Below are 14099 nucleotides of genomic sequence, written 5' to 3' on the forward strand. Positions count from 1 at the left end.
GTCAGCGCGCGAGCGTCTCGCGCAGCCGGGCCGAGATCGCGCGGACGGCCGTGAGGGACTCCCGGCGGTCGGCCATCGTCGGCTCCCCGCCGGCGACGACCTGCTCGCCGCCCACCCACACGTCGCGTACCAGGCGGGACCCGCCCGCCCAGACCAGGTTGGACACCAGCTGGGCGTCGTCCTCCGGCGCGACGAAGGCCGAGTCGTCGGTGTCGACGTGCACGACGTCGGCCCGGCGGCCGGCCTCGAGCACCCCGAGGTCGTCGCGGCCGATCGCGTGCGCGGCGTCCGCGGTGCCCATCAGCAGCACGTCGGCGGCGGTGAGCGCGGCCGCGTCGTCGGACCCGACCCGGGCCAGCAGCCCGGCCAGCCGGGCCTGGTGCCAGAGGTCCAGGTCGTCGCACGACGCCGGGCCATCCGTACCGAGGCCGACCGGGACCCCGGCCCGCCGCAGGTCCAGCAGCCGGGCGGTGCCGGCGGCGAGCTTGGCGTTGGAGCCGGGGCAGTGCGCGACCGCGACGCCGTGCCGGGCGTAGGTGTCGATGTCGTCGTCGGACAGGTGCACCGAGTGCGCGGCCAGCATCCGCCCGCCGAGCGCGCCGCCGGCGTCGAGCATGGCCGGGACCGAGCCGTGCGAGTCCCGCACTGCCGAGTCCTCGCCACGGGACTCCGCGACGTGGGTGTGCACCAGCGCGCCCCGCTCCCGGGCGGCCTCGGACACCGACTCCAGCGCCCCGGGCGGCAGCGTGTACGCCGAGTGCGGGCCGTAGCCGAGCTCGATCCGGCCGTCGGCGTCCGGGATCACGCCGTGGGCGTCGATCCGGGCGGAGACGTCGTCGCGCATCTGCTCCCAGGTCCCCAGCCGGTCCCAGCCGGGCGCGGCGATGATCCCGGGCGTCAGCACCGCGCGGGACCCTGCGGTGCGGACGGCGTCGACCAGCGCGTCGGTGTAGAAGTACATCTCCACGCTGGTGGTGCAGCCGGTCCGCAGCAGGTCCAGACAGCCGGCGAGCATCCCGGCGTGCACGTCGGACTCGGTGAGCAGGCCCTCCGCGGGCCACATGACGTCGGTCAGCCACGGCATCAGCGGCAGGTCGCCGCCCATCCCGCGCAGCAGCGACATCGGAGTGTGGCAGTGCGTGTTGACCAGCCCGGGCATGAGCAGGCCGGACGACGGCGTCGGTCGCCGGGGCCGACGCCGCCGGGCCGAACCAGGCGATCCGGCCGGTGTCGTCGACGTCCAGCACCGCGTCCCGGACGATCGGGAAGCCGGGCGCGCAGCTGAGCGCCACCGGCGCGGTCAGCCGCTGCAGGACCGCCATCAGCGCCGCTCGAGCAGCGAGCGCAGCGAGCGGAACGGCGGCAGCCAGGCGCCCTCGTCGGGCAGCGTGTCCAGGGAGACCCGCGGCAGCGGCTCGCGGAACACCCCGTCCATGTCCTCGAGGTCGAGGAACGAGATGACCTCGGACGCCTGGGCGAACCCGGCGTACTCCCGGAAGCCGATCACCGTGACGTCGGTGCCGCCCTCGACGAGCTTCTCGAGGGGGTCCTTGAACGCACGTCCGTCCCCGGAGGCGACGACGACGTGGCGCAGCCGCCCCTCGCCCGACCGGAGGTCGATGTGGGCGAGCATGTCGTCGTCGACGTCGGAGTCGTCGCTGGTCTTCGGCTTGGCGAAGACCGCGAACCCGACGTTCCGCAGCGCCTCCACCCACGGGCGGACGATCTCGATGCTGCCCGGGGCGACGTTGGTGAACACGCACGCCTCGGCCTCGGCCTCGGTGCCCGCGAGATCGAGCAGCCAGCGGCCGACGGCGTCGAACCGCGGGCGGTAGGCCGAGGTCGGACGGGCGCCGAGCAGCGAGCCGAGGCTCATGTCCATGTTCGGGGCGTCCCAGACCAGCAGGACCCGCTCCAGCGGCCCCGTCGGCACGCCCCGTCCGTCTTGCCCCGCGCCGCTGCTCATGACGGCGAGCCTAGTCTCCGCGGGGCGGAGCGATCGAGGCGCCGGTACCGGCGGTCGTGGGCCGCCGGGAGAGACTGCACCGGTGAGCGAGACGGGAACCACGGATCCGCAGCGGACCGCCGAGGAGTCGGCCGCGGCCATGCGCGCCGCGGACCACGCCGCACGGGCGGCGGGCGTCGAGATCGTCGACGTCGGGCCGGGCCGGGCGGTCGCCACGATGACGGTCTCCGGCGAGCACGCGAACGGCCACGGCGTCTGCCACGGCGGCTACCTCTTCCTGCTGGCCGACTCGGCGATGGCGTACGCCTGCAACGCCTACGGGGTGTCCGCGCTCGCGACCGGAGCGGACATCGCGTTCCTGCGGCCGGCAGCTACCGGCGAGGTGCTCACCGCCGAGGCGGTCGAGCGGTCGCTCGCGGGACGGTCCGGGCTCTACGACGTCACCGTCCGGACCGGGGACGGCACCGTCGTCGCGGAGTTCCGCGGACGGACGCGGCTCGTGCCGGGGTTGGCGGCTCCGCCGCCCGTGAGTGGTTGAGTCGGTCCTGACCGAATCAACCCACTCACGAGGGCTCAGCTCAGGCCGTGCGGCTCCAGGAAGGCGGGGCGCAGCGAGGCGTCCGGCTCGTCGTAGTACCGGTGGAAGACCGGGGTCTGCGAGCCGGACATCGGCGGGACGATCCAGCTCCAGTCCGCCGGGCAGCTGCGTCCGGCGGCCTCCTCCTTCTCCAGGTGGCGGAGGAACCGCTCGGACTCCGAGTGGTGGTCGGCCATGGTCACGCCGTCGGCGTCGAACGAGTAGGTGACGGCGCGGACCAGCTCCACCATCGCCCGGTCCTTCCACATGGTGCGGACGGACCGGGTGTCCAGGCCGAGCCGGGTGGCGATCTCCGGCAGGAGGTCGTAGCGGTCCGGGTCGGCCAGGTTGCGGGCGCCGATCTCGGTGTCGAGGTACCAGCCGTTGAACGGGGCCGCCGGATAGGTGATCCCGCCGATCTCCAGCGGCATGTTGCTGATCGCGGGCACCGAGTGCCAGCGCAGGCCCAGCCGCGCGAACCACGGGTGCTCGGGGTGGCGCAGCGGGACCTCGTGCACGGCGTCCGGCGGGACGTCGAACAGCCGGGACCGGCCGTCCGGACCGGTGATCAGCAGCGGCAGCACGTCGAACCGGCCCCGCGGCTGCGGACGCGGCCAGCCCATCGCGACGACGTGGTCGGTGAAGCCGGTCTGCGCCGGGTCACCGGTCACGGAGCCGTCCGGGTTGCGGTGGCCCGCGTACCGGACGAGCTGGTCGTTGCGGATCCGCGGACCGGGGCGGCCGGGGGCGTCGGGTGCGAACACCGTCATCGTCGAGCGGATCTTCCCGCCGCGGGTGGCCGCCCGCAGGTGCCCGACGCTCTCCTGTGCGACGTCCGCCGGGTCGTGCAGGTTCCGCAGGTCGCGGACCTGCAGCGACTGCCAGTAGAGCCGGCCGATGCAGCGCGCCGAGTTCCGCCACGCGACCCGGGCGCCGAACACGAGCTCGTGCGTGGTGTGGGTGTACGTGCCGCTCCGGTCGATCTCGCCGCGGACCTGGCGGAGCCGCTCCGCGAGCGGCGTCTCCGGCTGCGTCTCGACGTACACCTGACGCAGGAAATCCTCGGCGACGGCCGGGTCGACCGGGCGCGGGTTCCGCTCGTCGGCGACCCCGGAGGGCGGCGGGTGCCCGCCGGACCGGCCGTGCCCGGTGACGGGGCAGCCGCGCTGCGTGGCCGGGACGGCCGTCGTCGCGGCGCCGGGGCCGTCGACCCGGTTGAGGACGGTCGCCTGCTCGGCCTCCCGCGCCGGGACGGCGACGGTCGCCCGTTCGGGCGCCGGCGTCGCGACGGTGGCCTGGTCGACGTGCTCGCGGGTGACGACCGCGGTCGCCTCGGCGCCCGCGTCCGGCGCGACCGGTACTGCGGTCGTGGCCTCGACGGCCCCCGCCAGCGGTACGACGGCGACCACCCGGGTCCGCTGCTCCGCGGGACCCCCGGAGGTGTCGGTTCCGGGCGCCGGGGCGCCCTCCGACGGCGCCGTCCGCGGGCCGTCCGGGGTGCGCGGCGTCGGGCTCGGGCGGAAGCCGGACGGGCGCCGCACCGGCTGGGTCGGCTGCGCGGGCGCAGGCTGCTGCTGGCTCGTGGCGTGCTCCACCGTCGTCACGGGCGTCCTTCGGGGGTCACTCGAGCGGGGATACATCTCGGGGGATGTCACGACCGTAGTCGGTCACTCTGGGTATGTCATCGGGGGCGTTTCCGTGATCAGCGACGTAGAGGAGGTCACGGACGGGGCGCCCCTCCTCCTGTGCCCGGTCCTCGAACTTCGTGACCGGACGCCAGCCGGGCCTGGCCTGCCAGCCGTCCGGGCCCACCGGGAAGGCGTCGTCCGGACGCAGGTCCGGCTCCGCTGCGACCACCCGGCGCATCTGCTCGGCGTAGTGCGGCCAGTCGGTGGCCAGGTGCAGCAGCCCACCGGGGACCAGCCGCGACACGGCCAGCTGGACGAACTCCGGCTGGATCAGCCGCCGCTTGTGGTGGCGCCGCTTCGGCCACGGGTCCGGGAAGAAGATCCGCAGTCCGTCCAGCGACCGGGGCGCCACCGCGTGCTGCAGGAGTTCGACGGCGTCGCCACGCAGCAGCCGCTGGTTGGCCAGTCCGCCCTGCTCGACGCGCATGAGCAGCTGGGCCAGCCCCGGCTCGTAGACCTCGACCGCGACGTGGTCGATCCCGGGCTCGGCCGCGGCCAGCAGCGCCGTCGTCTCCCCCATCCCGGAGCCGATCTCCAGCAGCACCGGCGCGGTGCGGCCGAAGGCGGCGTGCGGGTCCCAGGTGCCGGAGCCGACGATCTCGCCGATCTCCCCGCCCCACACCGGCCACAGCCGGCGCCAGGCCGACTCCTGGCCGTCGGAGAGCCGGACGCGCTGGTGGACGTAGGAGCGGATCCGGGTGTCGCGGGGGTCGGTGGCCTGCTCAGGCACCGGGGTCGTTCCGGCCGGCGGCGGGCAGCCGCACGTGCGCGGTCGCGCCGGGCAGCCGGCCGCGCACGTAGCCCGCGGCGGTCACGCCGAAGCAGGCGACGATCGCGGCCGCCGAGGCGGGGTTGCGGTCACGTGCCTCGCGGACCACGCCCTTGGGCAGCACCTTCATGGTGTAGCTGCTCTCGGTGGACAGCGAGTCACCGGTGCCGACGACCTTGGAGACGGCCGCCTTCGAGATGCCCTCGGCCCAGCCGCGGCGCAGCAGGTACTTCCAGGAGACCCGGTCGTCGGACACGCGGTGGTCGACCGCGGCCCTCGGCTCGAACAGGATCCGGGGGTTCCGGCCGTCGGCGGTGTAGGCCTGCCGGGCCCGGATGCAGAGCTCGGTCTCCTCGCAGCCCAGCGGGTTCTTCCCGATCCGGCCCATGTCCTCGGCGAAGCCGCCGACCCGCTTGAACACCTCGGAGCGCAGCGACATGTTGCAGCCCATGAGGTTGCGCATCTCGGCGCGCTCGGTGGGCTGGCCGGTGTAGGTGCAGCCGACGACCCAGTCCAGCTCGCCGGTCGCGTCGCGGTCGCCCGGCGTGGCGCCGGGGAGCGTGCGCGGACGCCCGTCGGGCCACTTCGGGTGCGCGATCCCGCCGACCCCGACGACGTCCGGGTCGGCGTAGGGCGCGAGCAGCGCGGCCAGCCAGCCCGGGCGGGCCGACGCGTCGTCGTCGAGGAAGACGACGACCTCGCCGGAGGCCAGTTCGACCGCGGTGTTCCGCGCGCCGGACAGGCCCTGGGTGCGTTCGTTCGCCACGACGACGACGCCGCGCGGCCCGAACTCCTGCTCGGCGCGCTCGAGCAGCCGGTCGTTGTGGTCGACAACCACGATCGTCTCGACCGGCCGGACCTCCTGGGCCTCGACCGACTCGACGGCGGCCTTGATGTCGAACCAGCGCTTCTCGGTGTAGACGCAGACGACGACACTGGCGGTCGGCAGGGCGCTCACGGCGTTCTCGCTCCTCGGGTCGGCGCACACCACGGTCGCGGGTCGCGCGACCGGTGGGTGGGTGTCGTCGAGCAGCGTCAGCGGGCGTAGCCCGAGGACTTGCGGCGCTGCTCCATGCGACGGTGCTCGGCCATCAGGGTACGCAGCACCCGGGTGCCGTCGGCGAAGGTCCGCAGGTTGGTCTCGCCGAACATGCGCTCACGCTCGACGGACGGCACCTCGGTGATCTTCAGCTCGGCCGCGGCGACCCGGCAGTTCAGGACGGTCTCGATCTCGAAGCCGTCGCCCCAGAGCATCGAGCCGTCCTCCGGCTGCGGGGCGGCCGGGTCCGGCAGCTCCAGCTGCGGGATCAGGTCGGCCCAGAAGGCGTTGTAGCCGTAGCAGAGGTCGGAGTAGCGGGTGCCGAACAGCCGGTTCGCGACGGTGTTCAGCCCGGCGTTGCCGGACTTGCGCAGCAGCGTGATGTCGTCCGAGCCGCCGCCCTTGCAGAACCGGCTGCCCTTGGCGAAGTCGGCGCCGTTCACCAGCGCGTCGACGAAGGCCGGGATCTCGTTCGGGTCGGCCGAGCCGTCGGCGTCGAACATGACGATGACGTCACCGGTCGCGGCGGTGAATCCGCAGGCCATCGCGTTGCCCTTGCCCTTGCGGGTCTGGGTGATCACGCGGGACCAGGGCAGCGTGCGCCGGGCGACGGCGACCGTGTTGTCGGTCGAGTTGCCGTCGACCACGATGACCTCGTGCACGGCCGGGCGCACCGCGGCGATGGCCGGCAGCACGATCTCCAGGTTCCGCGCCTCGTTGCGGGTCGGCACGATCACCGAGACGGCCGGGTTCGCGCTGCGGCGCGGGGCCGGACGGGGCCGCGGGCGCCGGAAGCCCTCGGGGCCCTCCGGCTGCGGGGGCCGGGAACCGCCGTGGGGCCGGGCAGGGGTCGCCGGGAGGGGCGTCTGTCCCACTCCGGTGCCGGTCTGGTGCCCCGGGCGCGCGGGCGCGCTCGACTCGGGCGTGACGGCCGGGCGGGCGGGCGTAACGGCGCTCACACTTCCTCCATACAGGTCCGCTCTACTCGTCCAACGACGAAGTCACGGTCTGGTTGCGGTTCTCGTGTCGGGCGGCTTCCTCGGCCCCGACTGTGCAGACGTGCGGGCCACCGAAGGGGTTGCCCCGGTAGGTTGATCCGTCCGCATCCAGCGCGCGGTTCAGCGTGGTCCATGTCCCGGTCCGCCGGACCGGCGGGGGTGGTTGCGCAGTCCTACGCATCCCCCGCCGCACGGGACGCACCACCCTGTCCACATGTCGCCGAACCGCCGTCCCGCCCTCCTCGCGGCCGAGCTCCGCCCGGTGCTCGCACTGGCCAGGATGGACTGTGTCGCAGCACTGTCGTCGCAGGTCGACGGTCTGGTGGAGCGCGCGGCCCGGCAGCCGCGCCGGGCCGTGGACCCGGCCTGGTGGGCGGCGGAGCTCGGCGGGCCGGCGCGGGCGTTCGACGACGCCTGGGCCCGCGCCGCGGGCCCCGCGTCCCGCCGCGCCGCAGCCGCGGGGGCGTTGCGGCATCGGAGGTTGGAAGTGACACGGATCACTCACGGTGCGTCACGACCGGCCGCGCCGCCGCTGATCTCCGCGGCCACCGGGGCGCTGCCGCGCCCCCGGCGTCGGTCGTCCCCCGCGCGGCCGGCGCGGCGCGGCGCGCCGGGTGCCGGCCTGTCGGGTGCGGTGCTCTCCGGGACGGTGCTGTCGGGATCCGCGGTCTCCGGCCTGGCCGGCGCCGGCCGCGCGCTGCCCGCGGCCTGGCCGGGAGCGCTGCTCGTGCTGTCCGGGGTGCTGCTGCTGGCGGGGGCGGGTGCCGGCCTGCGGGTGCGGGCGGTCCGGGAGACGCGGGCCCGCGAGGTCGCGGCGCGGGTGCGGACGGCGGTGCTCGCCGCGGCGGAACGGGAGCTCGTGCGCCGCTCACTGGACGTCGAGCGCGCGGCGGGGGCGCCGGCACGGCCGGCCGCCGGGGTGCGGGCGGCGCTGCGCGGTGTCGTGACCGGCGCCGGGCGCGGCACGGGGTCGGCAGGCGGGGCCGGTCGTGCGGCCTGACGGGCGCGCCGCGGCCCGGCACACGAGCGGTCCGGTGCCGGCCGTGCGGTGGCCCTGGGGGACGACGGCCGCCGCGGCGGCGGCCGGGGCGGCCCCCTGGTGGCTCGCGGTGCCGGTGCCGAGGGGTTCCGGGAACCTCCCGGCCGGGGGCCCGCGGGTTCCGGTGAGCGGCCCGGCCGCCCGCGACACCGACGGCGACGGTGCGCCGGACGCGCTCGTCGTCGACGTCCCGGGTGGTACGTCGATCTGGTCGGACCTCGACGGCGACGGCCTCGCCGACCACGTCCGGCACGTCGGACCGTTCGACGACCTGGTCGCCCGCACCCTGGAGGCGGGGAGGTAGGAGCCGGGGCTCAGTCCTCCGGCTGCTCCGACGGCGACCGCGGCTCGGGCTCCGCCGCACCGCCGCGCCGGAACCGGCCCGCTCCGCGCCGCTGCTCGGCGATCTTCTGGTCGATGTCCGCGGACATCTTCATCTGCCGGCGACGCTCCCGGATCCGCAGCAGCACCAGCATGCAGATGCCGTAGGCGATCCCGACGAGCAGCAGCACCACGCCGATCTTGAAGACGATCGTCTGCGCCGGGCCCGCGTCCTGGGGGAAGTCCGCGATCGAGATCATCGCGAGCACACCCAGGGTGAGCAGGTGGAACAGCACGACGAGCAGACGGTTGATCGAGTCGGCGGTCTCCTTGCTCTGGAAGACGTCCTCGAGGAACGGCTTCCCGGAGCGGAGCAGGATCTGGCCGACACCGACCGTGATCAGCACGCCGATGACGACCAGCGTCAGGTAGCCGCCGGTTCCCTCCACAGTGGGCCCCTCCCCGTGTCCGACCAGGGTGCGAGCCTACCCTGAGCGACCGCTCCGACGCGCTCCGCGCGTCCGGGGTTCATCCGGTTCAGGGGCGTGCGGCGAGCAGCGCCCTGAGGGTGTCGAGCAGCTCCTCCGGGGAGACGCCGCCGGTCAGCGGTGCGCCGGTGAGCGTGCGGAGGTAGAGGCCGTCGCCGACGAGCTGGACCAGCCACGCGAGGACCGGGTCGGTGATCTCCTCGCGGAGCGCGGCGAGGCCGTCGGCGTCGACGGCGGCCAGGGCCTCCCGGGCGAGCTCGCCGGAGGTGGTGCCGTCGGCGATCCGCAGCGTCGCGAGGTAGGTGCGGGTCAGGCCGGCCGGCGAGCCGCCGCCGGGCACCGAGGTGCGGAGGTAGTAGGCCACCGCGCCCTCGTCGTCGCCGCGCATGAACTCGGCGTCGGTGGCGCTGCGCTGCCGCAGCCGGTCCAGCAGGCCGGAGGCCAGCGACTCCTTCGAGTTGAAGTGGTAGAGCAGCCCGCCCTTGGAGACCTCGGCGGACGCGGCGACGGCGTCCAGCGTGGCCCCGCCGGGCCCCTGCTCGATCAGGAGGGTCTCGTACGCGTCGAGCACGCGGTCGCGGGCCGGTCCTGCTGCGTTCCGCCGCTCCGCCATGCGCGCACCCTACCGGCGGTGCCCCGCCTCACAGCCCCGGCCGCAGCGCTGGACTGTACCGTCCGGACGGTATATGACCGTACCGTCTGGACGGTACAGTCCAGCAGGTCTGCGAAGTGACGAGGAGACGAGAGATGTCACGGCCCGAGCTCACCGACCGGGCGGCACCGACGGCCCGGCCCGGTCCGCGTGCCTGGCTCGCGCTGGCGGTGCTGGCGATCCCGACCCTGCTGGTCTCGATCGACAACACGGTCCTCGGCGTGGCGCTGCCCGAGCTCACCGCGGCGCTGCGCCCGGACGCCACGACCCTGCTCTGGGTCGTCGACGTCTATCCGCTGGTGCTGGCCGGGCTGCTCGTCACGATGGGGACGCTCGGCGACCGCATCGGCCGCCGCCGGCTCCTCATGATCGGTGTCGGCGGGTTCGGCGCGGTCTCCCTCGCGGCCGCCTTCGCGACGTCGGCGGAGCAGCTCGTCGCCGCCCGTGCGCTGCTCGGTGTCTTCGGCGCGATGCTGATGCCCGCCACGCTCGCCCTGCTCCGGACCGTCTTCGTCGACCGCGTCCACCGGCGGCTGGCGCTCGCGATCTGGGCGACCGGGTTCGCCGCGGGGGCGGCGCTCGGCCCGATCGCCGGGGGCCTGCTGCTCGAGCACTTCTGGTGGGGCTCGATCTTCGTGATGAGCGTGCCGCCGATGGCCGTGCTCCTGGTGGTCGCGCCGCTGCTCCTGCCGGAGTCGCGTGCGGAGGCACCGGGCAGGCCGGACCCGGTCGGCGTGCTGCTGTCGCTGCTGGCGATGGGGCCGCTCGTACTGGCGATCAAGCTCGTCGGCTCCGGCGGGCTCACGCCTGCGGCCGGCCTCGCCGTGCTGGTGGGTGCCGGATCGGCGGTCGCGTTCGTGCTGCACTCCCGGCGCCGGGTCCGCAACGGACTGGACCCGCTGATCGACCTGGAGCTGTTCGCCCGGCCGGTGCTGCGCTACAGCGCGCTGGCCAACGCGACGACGATGTTCGGCCTGACCGGGCTATTGTTCTTCTCCGCGCAGTACCTGCAGCTGGTCCTCGGCGCCTCGCCGCTGCAGGCCGGGCTGCTCCTGCTCCCGGGCTTCCTGGTCACGACCCTGGCCGGGTTGCTCGCGGCCCGCCTCGCCCGGCGGTACCCGCTGCACGGGCTCGTCACGACCGGGCTGGCCCTGGTGCTCGCCGGCTTCGTCGCCTGCCTGTTCCTGCGGGCCGACTCCGCCGTCGCGCTCCTGATGTCGGCGGCGGTGCTGATCGGTGCGGGCATCGGGCTCTCCGAGACCGTCACCAACGACGCCATCCTCGCCGCGGCGCCGCCGGAGAAGGCGGGTGCCGCGTCGGCGGTGTCGGAGACGGCCTACGAGATCGGTGCGGTGCTCGGTACGGCCCTGGTCGGGGGCGTGCTGTCGGCGGTCTACCGGGCGGGCGTCGTGCTGCCCGACGGCGCACCGGCGGCGGCCGGGGAGACCCTGGGGGCCGCCGTCGGTGCCGCGGCGGACCTGCCGGCCGGGGTCGCCGACGCGCTCACGGCGTCGGCGCAGGAGGCCTTCGTCGCCGGGGCCGACGTCGCGGCCGGGGTGGCCGCCGTCGTCGTGGCGGTGGTGCTGGTGACGGCCGGGCTCGGGCTGCGCCGGGCGCACCGGACGGTGCTGGCAGCGGGTGCGACCGGTCTGGACGGGGACGCGGCACGGCGCTCCGGGGCCCACCGCTGATCGCACGCGGTGAGCGAGCGGCAACCAGCTGTGACGATGCCGGGTGACCGTCCGGCGGCCCGGACGGGTGGTTCCGGCGACGCGCCGCCCGTCCGGTAGCCCGATCGGGGCTCACACGTGCCCCCGGCTGGTTCACTACGGCCGACCGCGGCGGCCGCGTCGTGCCGCCGGAGCCGACGTCATCCGGGAGCGATCCGTGCCGTACGAGGTGGTCAGCGCCTACACCCTGGTCCTGGGGGAGGCGGCGGTGGACGGCACCGCCGACGGCCGGCCCGAGGTGTCCGTGCACTCCACCGCCACCGACGCCTGGCGCGCGCTCGACACCGGCGTCCGGGAGCGGTGCGGCATGCGGCCGCGGCCGCGTCGCAGCATCGACCCGGACGCCGTCGTCCGGCTCGCGGACGCCTGGCGCGCGGCCGACCCGGACGCCCGCTACTGGCAGGTCACCGCGCACCGGCTCCCGATCATGCTGCCGGAGCTCGCCCGGCCGACCGCGGTGCCGGCCGTCCCCGCCCGCACCCCCTTACGCACTGCGAATGCCTAAGTCGGAACAAGGAATGCGTTGAATCGCAGGGTTCCGATCGACGAGTGTCTTTCCCTGACGCGAGTCCGCGCATTTCCGCCGTATCGTCGCGCGGCGTCGGCGAATACGTCACCCGCGCCGGGTTGCGTTCGTGTGACAACCCCGTCACCAGGGACGACGACGGCGTACGCGATTCTGTTCTGGATCGATCTACATGATCGGTGCTGTGCCTGACCTCTCAAAGAGGCCCATGGGTGCGTCCCGATTCCGCGGGTAGCCTCGCCGTACACCTTTTCCCGTCAGGGCCCGTACCGACTCCGGTAGCGGGCTCGCAGTAGTTCCCCCGGAGGACGGGCCGGGGCCGGCGAGGAGAACAGGACGACATGACTGCAGCGACCGTTCCGGGTACCGACCGCGCACCGACCACCAACCAGGGCGTCGTGGCCTGGGTTCAGGAGATCGCCGAGCTGGCCACCCCGGACCGCGTCGTGTGGTGCGACGGGTCCGAGGCGGAGTGGACGCGGTTCACCGACCAGCTGGTCGACCAGGGCACGATCGTGCGGCTGGACCCCGAGAAGAAGCCCAACTCGTTCTACGCGGCGTCCGACCCGGGCGACGTCGCGCGCGTCGAGGAGCGGACCTACATCTGCACCGAGACCGAGCGCGGCGCCGGGCCGACGAACAACTGGGTCGCCCCCGCCGAGATGAAGCGGACGATGACCGAGCTGTACCGCGGCAGCATGAAGGGCCGGACCCTCTACGTCGTCCCCTTCTGCATGGGCCCGACGAACGCGGACGACCCGAAGCTCGGCGTCGAGATCACCGACTCCGAGTACGTCGTCATCTCCATGCGGATCATGACCCGGATGGGCGCGGACATCCTGCCGCTGCTCGACGCGGCCGGTGACCGCTGGGTCAAGGCGCTGCACTCGATCGGCGCCCCGCTCGCCGACGGCCAGGCCGACGTGCCGTGGCCGCACAACGAGGACAAGTACATCAGCCACTTCCCGGAGACCCGGGAGATCTGGAGCTACGGCTCCGGCTACGGCGGCAACGCCCTGCTCGGCAAGAAGTGTTACGCGCTGCGCATCGCCTCGGCCATGGCGCACGACGAGGGCTGGCTCGCCGAGCACATGCTGATCCTCAAGCTGATCAGCCCGGAGGAGAAGGCGTACTACGTCGCGGCCGCGTTCCCGAGCGCCTGCGGCAAGACCAACCTCGCGATGCTGCAGCCGACCATCCCGGGCTGGCGTGCCGAGACCGTCGGCGACGACATCGCCTGGATGCGCTTCGGCGAGGACGGCAGGCTCTACGCCACCAACCCCGAGTTCGGCTTCTTCGGCGTCGCGCCGGGCACCAACTGGAAGACCAACCCGAACGCGATGCGCACCATCGAGGCCGGGAACGCGCTGTTCACCAACGTCGCGCTGACCGACGACGGCGACGTCTGGTGGGAGGACCTGGAGGGTGACCCGCAGCACCTGACCGACTGGAAGGGCAACGACTGGACGCCCGACTCCGGCGTCAAGGCCGCGCACCCGAACTCCCGCTACACCGTGCCGATCGACCAGTGCCCGGTCGTCGCCCCGGAGTGGAACGACCCGAAGGGCGTGCCGATCTCGGCGATCCTGTTCGGCGGCCGCCGCAAGACCACCGTCCCGCTGGTCACCGAGGCCCGCAGCTGGCAGCACGGCACCTTCATGGGCGCCACCATGTCGTCGGAGAAGACCGCGGCCGCGGCCGGCAAGGTCGGCGAGGTCCGCCGCGACCCGATGGCCATGCTGCCGTTCCTCGGCTACAACGTCGGCGACTACTTCGCGCACTGGGTGAACGTCGGCAAGAGCGCCGACGAGGGCAAGCTGCCGAAGATCTTCTACGTCAACTGGTTCCGCCGTGGCGAGGACGGCCGCTTCCTGTGGCCCGGGTTCGGCGAGAACAGCCGCGTCCTGAAGTGGGTCATCGAGCGGCTGGAGGGCTCGGCGGCTGCCGTCGAGACCCCCATCGGCTTCGTGCCGACCGCCGACCAGATCGACCTCGAGGGCGTCGACGCCGAGCGCGCCGACGTCGAGGCCTCGCTGGCCGTCGACGTCGAGGAGTGGAAGGCCGAGATCCCGCTCATCGAGGAGTGGTTCGAGAAGATCGGTGACGACAACCTGCCGTCGTCGATCCGCGACGAGTTCGAGGCCCTGAAGCAGCGCCTCGGCGCCTGACCGGGAGCCCACCGGAGCCCCCGGCGGCCACTGGCCGCCGGGGGCTCCCGTGTGTCCGCACCCTCCGCGGGCGGTCCTCCGCGGCGACTCCATAACGTCACACCGCGCAACGGTGACAGCCGTGATTGCGCGACGTAA

General features: G+C 74.1%; 12 protein-coding genes and 2 pseudogenes. 6 read left to right on the forward strand and 8 right to left on the reverse strand.

Going from position 1 to position 14099, the window contains the following annotated elements:
• Position 1: 1 nt before the first annotated feature.
• Positions 2-1322: pseudogene (locus tag AD017_RS13655) on the reverse strand (amidohydrolase family protein).
• Positions 1322-1966: an NYN domain-containing protein gene (locus AD017_RS13660; protein ID WP_029239764.1), complete on the reverse strand. Its 645-nt coding sequence runs from the start codon at positions 1964-1966 to the stop codon at positions 1322-1324. Before AD017_RS13660 ends, AD017_RS13655 begins: the two are co-directional and overlap by 1 nt.
• A gap of 82 nt (positions 1967-2048) precedes the next feature.
• Here AD017_RS13660 and paaI point away from each other — a divergent pair, with 82 nt between their 5' ends.
• Positions 2049-2504 (forward strand): hydroxyphenylacetyl-CoA thioesterase PaaI, encoded by a 456-nt coding sequence (paaI, locus tag AD017_RS13665; RefSeq protein WP_060574449.1) that lies wholly within the window; start codon positions 2049-2051, stop codon positions 2502-2504.
• 35 nt (positions 2505-2539) lie between these two features.
• On the opposite strand, the pseudogene AD017_RS36265 reads toward paaI, so the two are convergent.
• The 4 genes and pseudogenes from AD017_RS36265 to AD017_RS13685 form a co-directional block, all read right to left on the reverse strand.
• Positions 2540-3640 (reverse strand): annotated as a pseudogene (locus AD017_RS36265) (nitric oxide synthase oxygenase); the annotation flags it as partial.
• A gap of 523 nt (positions 3641-4163) precedes the next feature.
• Complete coding sequence (gene trmB / locus AD017_RS13675; protein WP_060574450.1) at positions 4164-4961, reverse strand: tRNA (guanosine(46)-N7)-methyltransferase TrmB; 798 nt, start codon at positions 4959-4961, stop codon at positions 4164-4166.
• Complete coding sequence (locus tag AD017_RS13680; protein ID WP_050802242.1) at positions 4954-5958, reverse strand: glycosyltransferase family 2 protein; 1005 nt, start codon at positions 5956-5958, stop codon at positions 4954-4956. The genes trmB and AD017_RS13680 overlap by 8 nt, the downstream gene beginning before the upstream one ends.
• Positions 5959-6035: 77 nt before the next feature.
• Complete coding sequence (locus AD017_RS13685) at positions 6036-6998, reverse strand: glycosyltransferase family 2 protein (protein WP_227012742.1); 963 nt, start codon at positions 6996-6998, stop codon at positions 6036-6038.
• A 253-nt stretch (positions 6999-7251) separates the two neighbouring features.
• Here AD017_RS13685 and AD017_RS13690 point away from each other — a divergent pair, with 253 nt between their 5' ends.
• Together AD017_RS13690 and AD017_RS13695 are read left to right on the forward strand one after the other, a co-directional pair.
• The gene (locus AD017_RS13690; RefSeq protein WP_060574451.1) at positions 7252-8037 is read left to right on the forward strand and encodes a hypothetical protein; all 786 of its coding nucleotides are present in this window, start codon (positions 7252-7254) and stop codon (positions 8035-8037) included.
• Positions 8038-8071: 34 nt separating this feature from the next.
• On the forward strand, positions 8072-8380 hold the full coding sequence (locus AD017_RS13695; RefSeq protein WP_060574452.1) for a DUF6802 family protein: 309 nt from the start codon (positions 8072-8074) through the stop codon (positions 8378-8380).
• Positions 8381-8390: 10 nt separating this feature from the next.
• Here the strand turns inward: AD017_RS13695 and AD017_RS13700 are convergent, their stop codons facing one another.
• Positions 8391-8846: a hypothetical protein gene (locus tag AD017_RS13700; RefSeq protein ID WP_010241904.1), complete on the reverse strand. Its 456-nt coding sequence runs from the start codon at positions 8844-8846 to the stop codon at positions 8391-8393.
• An 88-nt stretch (positions 8847-8934) separates the two neighbouring features.
• Entirely contained in the window at positions 8935-9498 is a 564-nt protein-coding gene (locus tag AD017_RS37215; RefSeq protein ID WP_033200591.1) for a TetR/AcrR family transcriptional regulator, read from the reverse strand.
• A 134-nt stretch (positions 9499-9632) separates the two neighbouring features.
• On the opposite strand from AD017_RS37215, the gene AD017_RS13710 reads away from it, so the two are divergent.
• The 3 genes from AD017_RS13710 to AD017_RS13720 all read left to right on the forward strand — a co-directional run bounded on the left by AD017_RS13710 (position 9633) and on the right by AD017_RS13720 (position 13961).
• Positions 9633-11228 carry an MFS transporter gene (locus tag AD017_RS13710; protein WP_082399233.1) on the forward strand — a complete coding sequence of 532 codons (1596 nt, stop codon included), beginning with the start codon at positions 9633-9635 and terminating at the stop codon, positions 11226-11228.
• A gap of 196 nt (positions 11229-11424) precedes the next feature.
• Positions 11425-11772, forward strand: a complete 348-nt coding sequence (locus AD017_RS13715; RefSeq protein WP_010241909.1) for a hypothetical protein — start codon at positions 11425-11427, stop codon at positions 11770-11772.
• Positions 11773-12134: 362 nt separating this feature from the next.
• Positions 12135-13961 carry a phosphoenolpyruvate carboxykinase (GTP) gene (locus AD017_RS13720; protein ID WP_060574453.1) on the forward strand — a complete coding sequence of 609 codons (1827 nt, stop codon included), beginning with the start codon at positions 12135-12137 and terminating at the stop codon, positions 13959-13961.
• Positions 13962-14099 lie beyond the last annotated feature (138 nt).

Source organism: Pseudonocardia sp. EC080619-01 (genome assembly GCF_001420995.1).
In the GTDB taxonomy this organism is placed as follows: domain Bacteria; phylum Actinomycetota; class Actinomycetes; order Mycobacteriales; family Pseudonocardiaceae; genus Pseudonocardia.

What these genes read in the sequence shown, in the direction of transcription:
- AD017_RS13660 (WP_029239764.1), bottom strand. Translation starts at nt 1,966, where the DNA reads ATGAGCAGCGGCGCGGGGCAAGACGGACGGGGCGTGCCGACGGGGCCG.
- AD017_RS13690 (WP_060574451.1), top strand. Translation starts at nt 7,252, where the DNA reads ATGTCGCCGAACCGCCGTCCCGCCCTCCTCGCGGCCGAGCTCCGCCCG.
- AD017_RS37215 (WP_033200591.1), bottom strand. Translation starts at nt 9,498, where the DNA reads ATGGCGGAGCGGCGGAACGCAGCAGGACCGGCCCGCGACCGCGTGCTC.
- AD017_RS13710 (WP_082399233.1), top strand. Translation starts at nt 9,633, where the DNA reads ATGTCACGGCCCGAGCTCACCGACCGGGCGGCACCGACGGCCCGGCCC.
- AD017_RS13720 (WP_060574453.1), top strand. Translation starts at nt 12,135, where the DNA reads ATGACTGCAGCGACCGTTCCGGGTACCGACCGCGCACCGACCACCAAC.